The sequence below is a fragment of the Paenibacillus sp. 05T425 genome (assembly GCF_056396205.1).
Map to the genome: position 1 here is coordinate 325,487 of NZ_JBFTLA010000003.1, position 15,607 is coordinate 341,093.

At 53.4% G+C, this 15,607-nt stretch carries 13 protein-coding genes and 1 tRNA gene; 12 read left to right on the forward strand and 2 right to left on the reverse strand.

What is annotated here, in order from left to right; all coding sequences use genetic code 11:
• Window positions 1-3: 3 nt before the first annotated feature.
• Genes AC1DF0_RS08165 through AC1DF0_RS08190 form a run of 6 tightly spaced genes read left to right on the forward strand, consistent with a single transcriptional unit; the run spans window position 4 to window position 7,294 of the window.
• On the forward strand, window positions 4-2,583 hold the full coding sequence (locus AC1DF0_RS08165; protein ID WP_477573618.1) for a DUF5696 domain-containing protein: 2,580 nt from the start codon (window positions 4-6) through the stop codon (window positions 2,581-2,583).
• Window positions 2,576-3,478, forward strand: a complete 903-nt coding sequence (locus AC1DF0_RS08170; protein WP_475820300.1) for an ABC transporter permease subunit — start codon at window positions 2,576-2,578, stop codon at window positions 3,476-3,478. The genes AC1DF0_RS08165 and AC1DF0_RS08170 overlap by 8 nt, the downstream gene beginning before the upstream one ends.
• 15 nt (window positions 3,479-3,493) lie before the next feature.
• Window positions 3,494-4,495, forward strand: a complete 1,002-nt coding sequence (locus AC1DF0_RS08175) for a carbohydrate ABC transporter permease (protein WP_477573619.1) — start codon at window positions 3,494-3,496, stop codon at window positions 4,493-4,495.
• A 40-nt stretch (window positions 4,496-4,535) separates the two neighbouring features.
• On the forward strand, window positions 4,536-5,492 hold the full coding sequence (locus AC1DF0_RS08180) for an ROK family protein (RefSeq protein ID WP_477573620.1): 957 nt from the start codon (window positions 4,536-4,538) through the stop codon (window positions 5,490-5,492).
• Window positions 5,447-6,208, forward strand: a complete 762-nt coding sequence (locus tag AC1DF0_RS08185) for an N-acetylmannosamine-6-phosphate 2-epimerase (protein ID WP_442049179.1) — start codon at window positions 5,447-5,449, stop codon at window positions 6,206-6,208. Before AC1DF0_RS08180 ends, AC1DF0_RS08185 begins: the two co-directional genes overlap by 46 nt.
• A 21-nt stretch (window positions 6,209-6,229) precedes the next feature.
• Entirely contained in the window at window positions 6,230-7,294 is a 1,065-nt protein-coding gene (locus AC1DF0_RS08190; protein ID WP_477573621.1) for a Gfo/Idh/MocA family protein, read from the forward strand.
• Between the two features lie 249 nt (window positions 7,295-7,543).
• On the opposite strand, the gene AC1DF0_RS08195 is transcribed toward AC1DF0_RS08190, so the two are convergent.
• The gene (locus tag AC1DF0_RS08195; RefSeq protein ID WP_442049177.1) at window positions 7,544-9,082 is read right to left on the reverse strand and encodes a DUF4127 family protein; all 1,539 of its coding nucleotides are present in this window, start codon (window positions 9,080-9,082) and stop codon (window positions 7,544-7,546) included.
• A gap of 163 nt (window positions 9,083-9,245) precedes the next feature.
• On the opposite strand from AC1DF0_RS08195, the gene AC1DF0_RS08200 reads away from it, so the two are divergent.
• Genes AC1DF0_RS08200 through AC1DF0_RS08220 form a run of 5 tightly spaced genes read left to right on the forward strand, consistent with a single transcriptional unit; the run spans window position 9,246 to window position 14,750 of the window.
• Entirely contained in the window at window positions 9,246-10,619 is a 1,374-nt protein-coding gene (locus AC1DF0_RS08200) for an N-acyl-D-glucosamine 2-epimerase (RefSeq protein ID WP_477573622.1), read from the forward strand.
• A gap of 34 nt (window positions 10,620-10,653) precedes the next feature.
• A complete protein-coding gene (locus AC1DF0_RS08205; RefSeq protein ID WP_477573623.1) occupies window positions 10,654-11,628 on the forward strand; it encodes a Gfo/Idh/MocA family protein in 975 nt (324 codons plus the stop codon).
• 5 nt (window positions 11,629-11,633) lie between these two features.
• The gene (locus tag AC1DF0_RS08210) at window positions 11,634-12,476 is read left to right on the forward strand and encodes a sugar phosphate isomerase/epimerase family protein (protein WP_477573624.1); all 843 of its coding nucleotides are present in this window, start codon (window positions 11,634-11,636) and stop codon (window positions 12,474-12,476) included.
• A 22-nt stretch (window positions 12,477-12,498) separates the two neighbouring features.
• Window positions 12,499-13,311: an MBL fold metallo-hydrolase gene (locus AC1DF0_RS08215; protein WP_442049173.1), complete on the forward strand. Its 813-nt coding sequence runs from the start codon at window positions 12,499-12,501 to the stop codon at window positions 13,309-13,311.
• 44 nt (window positions 13,312-13,355) lie between these two features.
• Window positions 13,356-14,750: an ADP-ribosylglycohydrolase family protein gene (locus AC1DF0_RS08220; RefSeq protein WP_442049239.1), complete on the forward strand. Its 1,395-nt coding sequence runs from the start codon at window positions 13,356-13,358 to the stop codon at window positions 14,748-14,750.
• A 47-nt stretch (window positions 14,751-14,797) separates the two neighbouring features.
• Here AC1DF0_RS08220 and AC1DF0_RS08225 read toward each other — a convergent pair.
• Window positions 14,798-14,884: transfer RNA gene (locus AC1DF0_RS08225), tRNA-Leu, on the reverse strand.
• A 95-nt stretch (window positions 14,885-14,979) separates the two neighbouring features.
• Here AC1DF0_RS08225 and AC1DF0_RS08230 point away from each other — a divergent pair.
• On the forward strand, window positions 14,980-15,555 hold the full coding sequence (locus AC1DF0_RS08230) for a xanthine phosphoribosyltransferase (protein ID WP_442049172.1): 576 nt from the start codon (window positions 14,980-14,982) through the stop codon (window positions 15,553-15,555).
• Window positions 15,556-15,607: the final 52 nt, after the last annotated feature.

The window sequence follows — 15,607 nt, forward strand, 5'->3', positions numbered from 1 at the left end:
GACGTGACCAAACATCGAATCCGAAGCTTGGCCGTTGTGTTCCTGACGTCCATGATGATTGCGGCCTCGGCCTGCTCCTCTGCGTCTAGCGGCAACGAACACCAAGACAGCGCTGCACCCAGCGCTAGCAAAATCGATAACAGTACGCCGGACGAGACGCTGAAGGCTCTTGATCCGTCCGCGAGCATTGAACCTCAAATCGCAGGCCTCGAGCCCATTTTGGAAAATAGCGCTCTTCGTTTGTATATTAGCAGGACGACGGCGGAGATAGCGGTGCTCGACCTTGAAAGCGGACAGATATGGCGTTCGAACCCGGACAGCTCGGGCGATAAGCTGGCTTCGCCTTATCTTAAAGGAAAGTTATCGGCGCAGCTGTCGTTCGTTTATTTGACCAAAAACGGGCAGAACAAAGACTATGACAGCTATAACAACAGCGTAAAGTTTAATCAATTTGAAATTAAAGGATCCGATAGCGGCGTTTCGGTCACCTATCATTTTGGAAACCCCGAGAAAGGGCTGGAGTCGATCCCGCAGAAGGTGAGCAAGGAACGGTTCGAGGAACGGCTGCTCGCGCGGCTGGAAGACCCGGCCGACCAAGAGCAGCTTAAGATCCGCTATAAATTCAATGAAGCAGCGGGCGAGTATGAACGGCGAGAAATACCGAAGGCGGTCGTGAAGAGGCTGCTCGCGCTCTTCGAGAAGATGGAATATTCGGAAGAGGATTTAGCCATCGACAATGGCGGCGGCAGCGGACAGGGCGAGGCAGATGCCGAGGCGAATGCCAATCCGAAATTTTCGGTGACGCTTGACTATACGCTCGATGGGAAGCAACTGATCGCATCGGTTGATACAAACACGATGACGGAAGATACGCCGCCTTACCGGATCCATACGATTAATGTGCTCGAAAATTTCGGCGCGGCGGGAACGGGGGACGACGGCTATATTTTATTGCCTGACGGCTCAGGTACGCTCGTTCGCTTCAACAGCGGCAAAAGCTTGGCGCAGCCGATCTTGATTCCGGTCTACGGCGAAGATTCGACGATTTATGTGCGGGAGAAGTTCAACACGCTGGAGCCGAGCCGATTGCCGGTATTCGGGATGAAAAAAAACGACGCGGCTTTCCTTGCGGTCATCGAGGAAGGCGATGCGCTCGCCAAGCTGTCCGCGGACATCAGCGGCAGACTGCATGAATTTAATACGGTAGCGACGCAATTTACGATATTGCCTAAGGACGAGGTGCGATTAAGCGCTAACGAAATAATGCACAAGACGCCGGTGCAAACCTATCGCGGCCAGCTCAAAATCCGTTACTCGTTTCTAATCGGGGAGCAAGCCGATTATGCCGGCATGGCGGCCAGCTACCGTTCCTACCTAGAGGAAACTTACGGGATGCAGAAGTTAAAGCAGGGAGGCGAAGCGCCTTTTTATCTGGAGCTGACGGGCAGCATTCCGAAGACAAAAAACTGGCTTGGCTTCCCATACGAAGCGATTGTACCGTTAACTGATCTTGAGCAGGCGGAGATGATCGTAGAGAAGCTGAATTCGAAGCATATCGGCAACATTCGCCTTAGCTACAAGGGCTGGTTCAACGAAGGGCTGAACCATGAACGGGCGTCGTCAATCGATATGGATGGCGTCATCGGCAGCCAGAGCGAGTGGAAGCAATTGGCGGCGATGCTTCAGGCAGGCGGTGGCGGCTTTTATCCAGATACGGCGTTGCTGCGCGTATACCGCGATTCCGGAAGCTTCAGTAAGGGCGAGGACGCTGCGCAATACATCTCGCGCCGCTACGCGAAGATATACGATTTCGACCGGGCTGCTTATTTCCGCAGCGATCGGTTTTCGCATTATTTGCTGTCGCCGGCAAAGCTCGAAGCAACGGTAAAAGGGTTTTTATCCGACTACGGGAAGCTGAATCCAGGCTCCATTTCTTTGCGCGACCTGGGCTCCGAGCTCTATTCGGACTTCCGCAGAAGGGGAGAAGTGACGAGAGAGAACGCCAAACGGAAAGTAATCGCGGCATTCGAACGAATCCGGGAACAATCGCCCGACATTATGGTGAACGGTGGCAATGCATACGCGCTGCCATTCGTATCGCATATCGTGAACCTGCCGCAGAAGAGCAATGAATACCAGCTTGCCGGCGAATCCGTTCCTTTCATCCAATTGGCGCTGCACGGCTATGTGGAATACGCGGGCAAGGCGTACAATACGGCAGATGAGCAGGATGTGCGGGAAAACGTGCTGCGCTCGCTCGAAACAGGCTCGAACGTGTACTTCAGCTGGTTTTATGAAGAGCCCTCGATTCTGAAGGATACGAGGTTCAGCTACCTCTATTCCAATCATTACGAGCAATGGTTGGACGAAGCGGTGGATGCTTATGCCGAGGTGGCAGCCGTGCTTAACAAGGTACAAGGGCAGAGCATGACGGACCACGAGCGGTTAGCCGAGCAGGTGTACAAAACCGAATACGAGAACGGTATAGGCGTCATCGTCAATTACGGCGACGAGCCGTTTGAATATGAGGGAACAACGGTCTCAGCCAACGATTATTGGGTCAGGGGGGATACGGATGGCTAAGAAACGAACCAATAGCCTGCAGCGAAAGAAGGCTATATACGGCATGCTGTTCGTTACTCCTTGGCTGCTTGGATTTCTGCTGCTTATGCTGATCCCGTTTGTCCAATCGCTGTTGTTCAGCTTCAATAAGCTGTCGCTGAATGCTGAAGGTTATTCGCTCCAGTTCGTCGGGCTGCAAAACTATCACAACATTTTTTTCGTTGACGCTTGGTACGTGAGGACGTTAACCGATGCCGTAACCAGAATGCTGCTCGACGTGCCGCTCATTACGTTTTTCAGCTTATTCACGGCGACGCTGCTGGCGCAGAAGTTCAGAGGGAGAATGTTAGCTAGGGCAATCATATTTCTGCCCGTCGTACTCGCCTCGGGGGTAATCGCCAAGCTGGACAATGGCAACTTCTTGGCGCAAATGATCGGCTCCGCATCTGCGGATATGGAGGGCAACTACTCCGGATTGCGCAGCATCGAGCTGCGGCCGCTGCTGCTGCAAGCGGGACTGAGCATGGATATCGTCAGCTATTTGACGGGAGCCGTAGACCGAATATATCAGATTATCAGCTCGTCGGGCGTGCAGATTCTTATATTTCTTGCCGGCCTGCAATCCATATCGCCTTCGTTGTACGAGGCGGCGAAGATCGAAGGAGCGACGGGCTACGAATCCTTTTGGAAAATAACGTTTCCGATGATTTCGCCGCTTATTTTGACGAATGTGGTGTATTCCATTATCGACTCCTTCTACGACAACAGCCTCACGCAAATGATTCAGGATTCGGCCTTCGGCAGATTGGATTTCGGCGTAAGCTCCGCGATGTCTTGGATTTATTTTCTCGTCATATCGCTCCTATTGGCGGTCTCAACGTATGCGATCTCAAAGCGCGTCTTTTATTACGATTAAGGGAGGGGCAGAACGATGGAGTCGAATAAATCACAGCGAAACCGCCTGTCAGAAGCAGCTGCCTCTGCTGCCTTGACGGCTGCAAGATGGAATGACCGCCATAGCCCAGTCGAGAAAGCGAAGCACTCTCTTTGGGTCATCGTCCGTTCCGTGCTCGTCACCGGCATATGCTTCATTATTATGTATCCGATTCTTACGAAGATATCGATCGCGCTGCGCGATAAGCAGGATATGTTCGATGCAACCGTTGTCTGGCTGCCGCGGCATTTTACGCTGGAGAACATCCAAACCGTCATGGACTATCTTCGTTATCCGGAGGCGGTTACGAATACGCTGCTGCTCAGCATCGGGACATCGGTGCTCCAGCTCGTATCCTGCGCGCTTGCGGGTTACGGCTTTGCCAGATTAAGGTTTCGCGGCAGCTCGATCTTGTTCGGCATCGTTATCTTCACAATCGTCGTTCCGCCGCAAACGATTATGGTACCGACGTATTTGCATTACCGTTTCTTCGACATATTCGGGCTGTATGGGCTGTTCACCGGCAGCAAGGGCGTGAACCTGCTCGAAAGTTTCTGGCCGTTCTTCATCTCGTCGGGTCTTGCCATGGGTTTGAAAAACGGCTTGTACATCTTTATCTTCCGACAGTTTTTCCGATCGCTGCCGAAGGATTTGGAGGAAGCCGCCTACGTGGACGGGGCGGGCATTCCAGGTACGTTCGTCCGGGTGATGCTCCCCAACGCGGTGCCAGGCATCGCCACGGTGCTGCTGTTCTCCTTCATCTGGCAATGGAACGACAGCTACTTCGTTAATTTGTTCGCTCCGAACTACACGCTGCTGGCCAGAATGCTCGATCTGCTGCCTGGCGCCGTACGGCCTGAATATGTAGGGGGTATTTCGCATACATCGCTCTATTTGAACACAGGTATTTTGCTCGGCATCTTGCCGATCTTCATTCTCTATCTATTCGCGCAAAAGTATTTTGTCGAGAGCGTGGAGCGCACGGGCCTGGTAGGCTAGCGGGAACAATCCAGACGGCATATGACGGAGGAGTGCTGCTATGAGCTATGCAGTTGGTGTAGATATAGGCGGGACCAAGATCCATTTTGCGATCGTTGACGAGGAAGGTACGATTGCCGAACTGCAAACAGAAGCAACAGGCGCCGCGTTAGGACCTGAGCATGTGATGCAAAAGGTATTGGGCGGCATAAGCCGGTTGATGAGTTCCGGCGGCGGCTCGATAGACGGGATTGGGATTGGCAGCGCGGGTCAAATCGATTTTCGCTCCGGCTCCGTTTCGTTCGCGGTCGATACGCTACCGGGCTGGACGGGTACGCCGATTAAGCGAATCGTGGAGAACAGCTTCGGGCTGCCAGTCTTCGTCGATAATGATGTGAACGTCATCGCCGTCGCGGAGAAATGCTTTGGCTCAGCTAAAGGGCTCGATCATTTCGTTTGTTTGGCACTGGGCACCGGCGTAGGCGGCGCTGTTGTGGAATCCGGGAAGCTGCTGCGGGGCATCTCCGGAGGAGCAGGGGAGCTGGGTCATATATCCGTTGATTTCAACGGTTCTCGCTGCAGCTGCGGCAATTATGGTTGTCTTGAGCTTTATGCTTCGGGTCCGAGCTTGGCGAGGCTGGCGAAAGAGGGCGGGCATGCCTTCGGCAAGTACGGAGACGAGATCACCGCCAAGGAGGTGATCGCAAGCTGGATGGAAGGCGACGCGGTTGCAGTAAAAGCGATGGATACGGCCGTTCGCGCGCTTGCCTCAGCCATTGGCGGCATCATTCATGCGTTTAATCCGCAGGCGATTATAATTGGCGGAGGGGTAGCCGAAGCGGGCGAACCTTTTTTTGCGGCTTTGACGAAGCAGGCTGAAGATAGAACATCGCCGAGCATGTGGAACGATTGCCGCATCATGTCGGCTTCCGCAGGCGCGAATGCCGGCGTCATTGGAGCGGCGGCGCAGGTATGGCTGTACAATACGGGGTCGATCGGCAAGCAGGTGTCTCTATGATCCATCCGACAATCGCGGGACTCAAAGACGGATTCATCGTATCATGCCAAGCGCTTGCGAACGAGCCTTTATTCGGATCGGATATGATGGCTGCGATGGCTGTCGCGGCGGAGGCGGGCGGAGCGGCTGCCATCCGGGCGAATACGCCTCTGGATATAGCCGCTATTAAGATGAGGTGCACAGTTCCGGTAATCGGTCTCTACAAAAAACATTACCCGGACAGCGAGGTATACATTACCCCTACGTTTCGGGAGGTGCAGGAAATCGTCCGCGCCGGGGCTGATGTTGTTGCGATCGACAGCACCGCGATGACGAGGCCGGGCAACGACACGCTCGAAAGGCTTATCGCGGACATTCGCAAGAGCTTTCCCGAAACCCCTATAATGGCCGATGTGTCCACCTTCGAGGAAGGCATTGCCGCGATGCAGCTCGGCGTTGACGTCGTCTCGACAACGATGTCGGGGTATACGCCGCATAGTCCGCAGCAGTCTGTCCCCGATATTGCATTGGTAGCGAGGCTGGCCGTGCTCGGAAAGGTGCCGGTATTCGCAGAGGGGCGAATATGGACGATCGACGAGTGCGTACGCTGCTTTGAAGCCGGTGCGCATGCCGTCGTCGTCGGTACGGCTATTACGCGGCCTCAAGAAATCGTAAGGCGGTTCGTAACGCGCATCAACGAACAGTTGCAAGTCTTCGAGGACGGATTCGATTTATAGAAGAGGGAGCGATGTTGACCTATGAAAAAAGTAAATATCGGTGTCATTGGCGCGGGAAGCATCTCGGAATTTCATCTGGGATCCTATTCCCGCAACCCTGAAGTAACGATCTATGCCATTTGCGATTTGAACGAAGAACGCGCTAAGAAGAAGGCGGCCGCATACGGCGCGGAACATGTATTCACCGACTACCGCGAGCTGTTGGCCGATCCGGCAATCGACGCCGTCAGCATCTGCACATGGAACAATTCGCATGCCGAAATAAGCATCGCCGCGGTGGCAGCCGGTAAGCATGTGCTCGTGGAGAAGCCGCTTTGCAAGACGGTTGAAGAAGCGCTGCGCGTGGAGGAGGCGGTGAAGAAGAGCGGCAAAGTGCTCCAGGTCGGCTTCGTCCGTCGATACGGCTCGAACACCGATATTTTGAACCAATTCATTAAGGCGGGAGAGCTCGGCGAAATCTACTATGCCAAAGCGACTTGCTTGCGCAGGTTAGGCAATCCGGGAGGCTGGTTCGCGGACAAAGAGCGGTCCGGCGGCGGACCGCTTATCGACCTCGGCGTCCATATCATCGATATTTGCTGGTATTTAATGGGCAAGCCGAAGGTGAAAGCGATTAGCGGCAATACCTATTCCCAGCTTGGCAACCGAGCCCATATCAACAATCTCTCTTTCTATCAAGCATCGGATTACGATTCCAGCAAAAATACGGTGGAAGACTTGGCTAACGCGATCATCCGCTTCGAGAACGGCGCATCTCTGATGGTCGACGTAAGCTTCACGCTCCATGCGAAGCAGGATGAAATTACGGTCAAACTGTACGGCGACAAAGGCGGCGCGGAGATCGAGCCAGGCTTGTTCATCGTTGCGGAGAAACATGACACGATCCTTAACGTCACGCCGCAGGTCGACCAGCTGGCTTTCGATTTTACGGGCGGCTTCCAAAACGAAATCAACCACTTCATTGACAGCTGTCTCGGCAGAAAGGAAACGCGCAGCCCCGTGGAGGACGGTGTGGAGGTTATGAAAATGCTGTGCGGCATCTACGAATCGGCGGCGCTGGGCAAAGAAATTCAGTTTGACTATTGAGGTTATTTGTTGCCTGTATTTCATACAGTCTTATTGGTTTCAATCACCAGTTAAGTGAATTTAGAGTGGATAACATACAGTCAAAACTGGCATTTTAGCTCTCAATAGCCCTTCCCTGTCCATATGCCTGCACTAAATCCAATCAAATGCTTATTTGTTCTCGTTTCTAGCCTTTTGATTGTATGAAATCCATGCAAAAGGCTAGAGCAAGGCGGTGCAGGCATATTCACCTGCACCGCCTTTTTACATTTACAGCGTTAGATCCACTTCGAACATCCGATTCCAAGGGAGGTCGGCTTTGAGACCGTCTATAGCGCCGCTGGCTGTCTCTCCTAAATATTCGGCACAAAAATCGTGAAGCCTCTGCGTGATAAGCTGCGATACTTGTTCGCGGATATGGCCGACCTGAAAGTACGTTCCGCCTAATTCGCCCAGACGGCTGGCGGTTTCTTGGCGGACGATGGATTGGTATCCCCAGTCTTCGATAAGCCGGTATAGGTAAAAGTATCTGTTCATGCGGTCGGTATGTTCAGGGCGGGAATCTTGGTTGCGGTAGTAAGAGGCGATAATAGCGTGCGAAACGACGGTTCCAAGCGTGTTGCCGGACGTATTCCAGCCGGCGTAAGCCGTTATTAGGGGTAATAGCTCCTTCTTGGACAGTAAGCGCATCAACGTATGGTCAGCGCCGTTGCAGGAGGCAACATCGGCCAGGGCGATCAGCTTGCCTTTGCCGGCGAGCGCTTCAATCGCCGAGACGAATTCCGGGATATGCACTTCCGAGAAGTAGGAGCGATGGCGATCATTGTAGGGATTCGGCGATTCGGCGACCTCATGCTGCGAGACGGGAGGAGAATGGACCATAAGCACAAAATCCGCCGTCGCTGCGGAATCGCCCATGTAAGCGCCTCCGGAATGAAGATGGGATTTGACGCTTTCGTTCAAGCTGCGGTCCTCGTATTTGGGGATAATGGTCGGTCCTAGCGTGGAGGAATAGCGTACCGCCGCCTCCGGCATATAGTTTTTGATCCGACAGAACACTCTCGCGAAAAGGATGCAGCCGATCTCGTCCGCTCCGGGATAGAGCAGCACCCGATCCATGAGATTATGTCGCTCGGCCGTTAAGAGCAGCTTTCGCTGTTCCATCGGGCTGAAGCCGAATTGAGCATTATCGTCGAGCGGAATAACGAGATGCTCGATGATCCCTTCGTTTACCAGATTGATCGCGAGCTCGTTCACCTCGGCATTCGTAGCTCTGCGCCGCAAAAAATCGGCAAGCACGTCAGCCGGAACTTCGATCTGAAGCGATTCCCATTCTGCTAGCTCCTCTTCCGCCAGCGGCTCTGAGGACTGCTTGTCGCTCAACCAGCCGTACCGGAAGAGGGAGTAACCGTGCTGCTCGTAATAATCCGGTTCCTCATCGCTGCTGTTGTATGCAGGCGCCCGCATAATCAAATTAAAGGCGTATATTCTTAGAGCGGGATTAGAACGCTTTAAATCGCGGAGAAAGCCAAGCCTGGCGGCGCATTCCGCAAGCGGCAGCTGATGAAGGCGGGAAGGGACGATTCCGCCGTAGACGAGCAGATCCGCGGATACGATCAAATAGTCGGCATCCGACGTTTCCTTCAGCAGCCAATGACGGATGCCTTCGACATCCGCGGGCTGTTTCTTAATGCCAAGCAGCGTTCGCGGCGGCGAAGAAAGCCTGAGATCTGTGATAGCAGCTAGCATGATGGGAAACTTCGCATTGCAAGGACGTTCGTCGAGCGGTACGTACACGACTTTACTCATACAATGACCTCCCTAAATGAACAGATAAGATGAAGTTTGCCCTTATTATACATCAGGTTTGGTCATTGGAATTATTTTTTTAAATCGCGGCGGATAACGGATATATTCTTCCGAAGTGCAGTCATACCTATTTAAGAGGAGAGGAAAAAGGAGGCGCAGTTGATTGTCTATTTTGATGGATGAGGGTTTGAGAAGACGGGCTCTTGCCGGTCCAAGCATTCAGATCGATCCCTCCTTTGCTTATTATCGGCAACGTTCGGCAGAAAGCATCGTCGATGAAATCGAGCTGGCCGGTTTTTGTTGCGTTCACTATTTTGTAGTCAACGAACATGTCGTGGATGCGAAGCTGATCGAGGCGTTCCGCCAAAGAGGCATTCCGGTATGGGCAATGGTCATTGGCAACGGCACCTTCTCGGTGGAACGGTTTCCCGATGAATGGTCTTCCTGGCAAATGAAGCTGTTAACGGAGGTCGATGACGGCTTCAAACGGTTATCTCCTTTCAGCGAAGGCTACGTCAAATGGAAGAAGGCTGCGATGGCAAGGCTGGTGTCCGACTACCCGTTCGACGGCATCGAGATCGCAGAGCCGTATTTTCCGGAATGGGGAGGCATCGCGCGAGGCGTCTATGGGGATGTCGGCCCGCATGCGGAGGCGGCCTTTATTTCCCGATACGGCATCCGAATGCCCGATTTCACGAATCCCGATTCGGATCGCTACTATGCCAACGATCCTATGACTTACAGTAAGTGGGTCAGCTTTCGCGTCGAAGCGGTGAACGGATTTATCGACGAAATGATTAATGGCAAGGACGGCGTTCGAGAGGCGAGGCCTGATATCTTAGTTGCAACCTGGTCGCTGGCCATAAACGCTGGACTAGGCAGCGTAGAGCAGCTTCGGGAGGATCAAGGTCTCGACGCGCCGTCGATGATCGAGAAGGTACGGCCGGACATTCATTATTTGCAAACGCATTGGCCGGATTGGACTCGAGGCGATCTGCCAGCCGATTACGTGAAGGATTACATGCCTTTCATCGAACAAGTCCGAAAAAGGCATCCGCTCCTTCCGCTTGCCGTTCAAGCAGATATTGGGTCGGCTAGGCATATGATCAAAGGCGGAAGCTGGCTTGGGGAGTTCAGCAGAACGGCGTTCGCGCTCGGCTTCTCGGCGTGGACGGCATACGAGTATCATACAGGGGGCTACATGTACGATGACAAGCCAGCACCGATGCGAATCGAACGGTTAGGTGATAATGAAGTCCGGTTAACGTTCAACAAGCGAATTGAAGCATGGAAGGCGCTTCCGGAAGGCGGCGGTACGATCTGGATTAACGGCCGCGCCAGCAGGGTCGTATGGGAATCTTCCGTTGTAGACGGCAATCGGATTACATTACGGTCCATCCGTTTACCCGAAGGCGCTTTCGAGCTGGAGCTTAGCGGCATTCAGGATACGCCGGACCGGTGGTTGTTCTCGGAAAAACCACCCAATTCGGTTGCGATAGGAACAAAAGTAACCGTACCGAGAGCGAGACGCGGATGAAATGGGACGGACAAGAGAAGGAGTGAGTCCATATATGGAAACGATCAAACTTGGTTTTATCGGAACAGGCGGCATCGCCCATCTTCATGCCGGACAGATGCTTGCTCTGCCGCAAGTGGAAATTGCCGCCGTCGCCGATCCGAGCGAGGAAGCATCTTCCCATTTTATTTCGGCATTTGGACTTGCGAGAACCGAACGGTATGCCGATCATCGGGAAATGCTCGGCAAGGGCGGCTTGGACGCGGTCATCGTTTGTTCGCCGCATACGCAGCATTTCGAGCAGGCCAGGGATGCGTTGATCGCTGGCTGTCACGTACTGATCGAGAAGCCGATGACCTGCTCTTCTGCGGAGGCGGAGCAACTGATACAAGTTGCAACTGAGCGTGACAGAATGCTGCAGGTGTCTTACCAGAGACATTTTCAACCGGAGTTTCTGTACATCCGCCAAGCGATCACAGGCGGTGTCATTGGCAAGCTCACGTCGATTAACGCTACTTTATACCAGGATTGGAAGCTCAGTCAGACCGGTACATGGAGGCAGAACGCGGCGCTGTCGGGCGGCGGTATGCTGATGGATTCAGGCAGCCATATTATCGACGTTCTATTATGGACGACCGGACTGACGCCTCTGGAGGTCAAGTCGACCGTAAGCACGCAGGGGGCGCCTGTCGAGATAGATTCCTTCACCAGCATCCGCTTCAAGGAGGGGGCGGTCGCGGGGCTAAATATTATCGGATATGTGCCGGGATATCGGGAGTATTATTCATTCTGCGGCGAACTTGGCGTCATTTATCTCGACAATGGCAGGCTTGAGTTGATGACCTACAAGGATGGAGCGATTGAAGTACAGCTGCCCGAACGAACGACGAATCAGGATAAAAGCTTCGTTGACGCCATTCGCGGCGAGCATGAAGTACTTGTATCCGGCGAATACGCGTGCAAGGTTATCGGATTGACGGAAGCGATTTATCGCAGTGCAAACTATCCAGCATCGGACACGGGAGAGTGAATGAATTGAAAATAGCTCTTAGTATGTGGAGCGTGCATAAATATTGGTACGAGCAAAAATGGGACACCGTCGATTTTCTCGAATTCGCATCCGAGGTCGGCGTCCAAGGCGTCGAGCTTCTTAGCTGTTTTTGGAAAGACAAGGAAAAGGATATCCCATTGATTGATGCAGCGCTGCAAGAATACAGCTTGCAGGTTGCCTGCTTCAGCGCCTGCAACAATTTCGTTGTAGCAGACGAGGAGCAGCGAAGGGGTCAGGTGAAAGAGGTTACGGATGCAGTGGATGCCGCGGTCCATTTCGGAGCAAAGGTCGTACGCGTGTTTTCGGGCGACCTGCCGAATGATTCGATTACGTATGAGCAGGGCTTGGAATATGTCGTCGAAGGGCTGAGCAAGGCAGCCGAGTATGCGGAACAGAGTGGCGTGACGCTGTGCCTCGAAAATCATGGATTGTTTGCCGGGCGAAGCGACCAGGTGATGGATATCATACGCAAAGTGAACTCGGATGCGCTGCGCAGCACGTTCGATACGGGCAACTTTTTGCTTGTTGGGCAAAGCACGAGCGAAGCGGTCGATGAGCTGAAGGACTATGTCGGCCATGTGCATGTCAAGGATTTCGTTCCCGTGCCGGAGGGAACGACAGGGGCGGTTATTCGAGCGCTAACAGGGGAGCTTTACTTGGGCAAAGTTGCGGGCGAAGGCGCTGTCGATTTGAAATACGTATTCGGGGCTCTGCGGAATGCAGGTTATGACGGCTGGCTGTCCGTCGAATTCGAGGGAGACGAGGAGCCTCAGCGCGGTTCGATCGATGCGGTGGGCAACGTGACGAGAATCGCAGCGACGCTTTAAAAAAACGGAATGGAGGCAAGACGTGAATATTCATTTTCTTGGAACGGCAGCAGCGGAGGGTTATCCCGCGATGTTCTGCCGGTGCGGACATTGCGCCGAGGCTCGGAGACTCGGCGGGCCTAACATACGAACGAGGAGCTCTGTCATTATAGATGGCGTGCTGAAGATCGATTTTCCGCCCGACACGCTGCATCACGTGCTGCGTGACGGAATCGATCTCGGCCTCGTGAAGGATATGTTCGTGACGCATACGCATCTGGATCATTTGCGCGCGGAGGATTTGGAAATGCGTCTGCCCGTATATGCGCATGGCCTGGATTATCCGCTGCGGATATACGGCCACGATGCCGTCATTCGAAAATGCCGCGACGCCGTAGGCAGGCCGGATACGGATCGCCTCATTCTTCAACGAATCGTTCCATTCGAGACGGTGGATACGGGAACCGCTAAAGTGACGGCACTGCCAGCCAACCATGATCCCGACGAGACCTGCCTGCTTTTTCTCATCGAGAAGGATGGGAAGCGTGTATTTTACGGTCACGATACCGGTCTTCTTCCCGATGCGACTTGGGAATGGCTTGAGCGAACGACCGTGGATGCAGCGATCTTGGATTGCACGAACGGCAATTTGCCATTCACAGGCGGCCATCTCAATATCGAATCGGTTATCGCGATCCGCGACAGGCTTAGGAAAAGCGGCGTCTTGCATGACGGCAGCCGAGTGGTCGCTACCCATTTCTCGCATAATATCGGGCTGCAGCACGAGCATTTAAAGGCTATATTTGATCCTGAACAAATTATCGTTGCCTATGACGGCTTCATATTGCCAATCTAGTTTATCGTTTGTAGTGCCAATGGGAAGCGGGGTGATTGATTCCTATGAATGCTTCGGTGCTTTATTACTTGCAATACGGGCATCATATCGAAATCGAATGGCGGCAAGGGATAGATGAAGGCAAGGCGATCAGCGAGCAACTGGAGGAGCAGTTCACCGCAATGTCCAGCTTGGATCCGAATGATCCGCTGCGCGAGCAAATGGCGGCCGAATATTTGGACGAAATGGGCAGACTGCCGCTTATCGAAGGTTATCCGTATTCAGAACCGTCGGATTTGGACGGCATTCGCGCGCTGAGGCGGGAGCGAGGTAGTCACGCTTGGACGCAGGTCGCTTCATTGGAAGGCATCGATATGGAAGATCGGGTATATGGGGCATGGCTCGGCCGTTCGGCGGGATGTCTGCTCGGCCATCCGATCGAGGGTTGGCGAAGAGACCGGATTGCCGGTTTGCTCAGGGAAACAGACAATTCGCCGATTCGATACTATATCTCGTCAGATATCGATCCGTCGATTGCCGCTAAATATGGCGTCATCAATGAAGGCGGATCCTACGGAAACCGTTGCGTGAGCTGGATCAATAACGTGGAGCATATGGTAGAGGACGATGATCTGAATTATACGATCGTAGGCCTTGCCATCGTGGAGAAGTACGGCTGCGATTTCACGCCGGATGACGTTGCGGAAGCTTGGCTCAATCTGCTGCCGGCGCTGCGTACGTGCACGGCTGAAAGAATCGCTTACCGCAATATACTTAATCTAGTCGGCCCGCCTGCCTCCGCCTCCTATCGGAATGCGTACCGGGAGTGGATCGGCGCTCAAATAAGGGCCGACTTCTATGGTTATATATATCCCGGAAATCCGGAGAAGGCCGCCGAATCGGCGTGGCGCGACGCTTCTATTTCCCATGTGAAAAACGGCATATACGGCGCGATGTGGGTCGCAGCCATGCTGGCGGCAGCAGCGGTAACGGATAAGATGGAAGACATCATCATGGCAGGACTCGAGCAAATTCCGGCGACCAGCAGGCTGGCTGCAGAGCTGGAGGAGGTGCTGCAATGGCATAGCGACGGCCTGTCTTATGAAGAAGCTATTGAGAGGATTCACGGCAAATACGATGAATCCCATCCCTACCATTGGTGTCATACGATTTCGAATGCGATGGTTGTGACCGTCGCTTTGCTGTACGGCGAAGGAGAGCTGGAGTCTACGATCGGAAAGGCCGTTGCAGCCGGGTTCGATACGGATTGCAACGGGGCTACGGCGGGCTCTGTCATCGGCATGCGAAACGGGGCTTCACGTCTTCCCGAGAAGTGGATCGAACCCCTTCGGGACCAAATCCGTTCCGGTGTCGACGGGTTCGGGATCGTGCCGATATCGAAGCTAGCGGAACGTACGGTGGCGGTTATACGCGCCAATGAGGCATATCGGAGTCTATAATAAACGAACAAAGGCTACAGCTCATGAGCTGTAGCCTTTGATGATTATGGTGCGGTCGAGAGGACTCGAACCTCCACGGCTGTTACACCACTAGAACCTGAATCTAGCGCGTCTGCCAATTCCGCCACGACCGCAAAATAATGTGTCAACGGGATTTATCTTATCATGTATAATAGAACATAGTCAAGTATTGGATTAGAAAAATAGAGGATAGGTGGAGGAGCAGGCGTTGAACAAGCTGGAGCAAAAAATTATGCAGGACGGCATCGTCCTAAATGAAAATGTATTGAAGGTGGATTCTTTCCTGAATCATCAGGTTGATCCGCAATTGATGTGGGAAGTCGGCAAGCTGTTCGTCGAACGTTTCGAAGGCAGCCGCATTACCAAAATATTGACGCTGGAGTCGTCCGGCATCGCGCCTGCAGTAATGGCTGCTTTGCAGCTGGATGTACCGCTGATCTTCGCGCGCAAACGCAAATCGTTAACGCTAAAGGACGATTTGTATACGGAGAGCGTCTATTCGTTCACGAAACAGGAAGTGAGCGAGGTGTCCGTCTCCCGCAAGTTTCTCTCGGCAGGGGAGCGCGTGCTTATTATTGATGACTTCCTAGCAAATGGCGACGCTGCCCTCGGCTTGGCTGGTATTGTGAAGCAAGCGGAGGCAGAGGTCGTTGGGATTGGCATCGTCATCGAGAAGACATTCCAGCCAGGCAGACAGAAGCTGATCGATCTTGGCTATCAGGTGGAGTCGCTTGCTAGAATTCAGTCGCTCGAAGGCGGTCAAGTTACGTTCGCGGATCATTGACAATCGCTGTCTCGTGTAACTATAATGCTTACATATTGTAACGACGAGAGGG

What these genes read in the sequence shown, in the direction of transcription:
- AC1DF0_RS08180 (WP_477573620.1), top strand. Translation starts at nt 4,536, where the DNA reads ATGAGCTATGCAGTTGGTGTAGATATAGGCGGGACCAAGATCCATTTT.
- AC1DF0_RS08170 (WP_475820300.1), top strand. Translation starts at nt 2,576, where the DNA reads ATGGCTAAGAAACGAACCAATAGCCTGCAGCGAAAGAAGGCTATATAC.
- AC1DF0_RS08190 (WP_477573621.1), top strand. Translation starts at nt 6,230, where the DNA reads ATGAAAAAAGTAAATATCGGTGTCATTGGCGCGGGAAGCATCTCGGAA.
- AC1DF0_RS08185 (WP_442049179.1), top strand. Translation starts at nt 5,447, where the DNA reads ATGGCTGTACAATACGGGGTCGATCGGCAAGCAGGTGTCTCTATGATC.
- AC1DF0_RS08175 (WP_477573619.1), top strand. Translation starts at nt 3,494, where the DNA reads ATGGAGTCGAATAAATCACAGCGAAACCGCCTGTCAGAAGCAGCTGCC.
- AC1DF0_RS08205 (WP_477573623.1), top strand. Translation starts at nt 10,654, where the DNA reads ATGGAAACGATCAAACTTGGTTTTATCGGAACAGGCGGCATCGCCCAT.
- AC1DF0_RS08220 (WP_442049239.1), top strand. Translation starts at nt 13,356, where the DNA reads ATGAATGCTTCGGTGCTTTATTACTTGCAATACGGGCATCATATCGAA.
- AC1DF0_RS08195 (WP_442049177.1), bottom strand. Translation starts at nt 9,082, where the DNA reads ATGAGTAAAGTCGTGTACGTACCGCTCGACGAACGTCCTTGCAATGCG.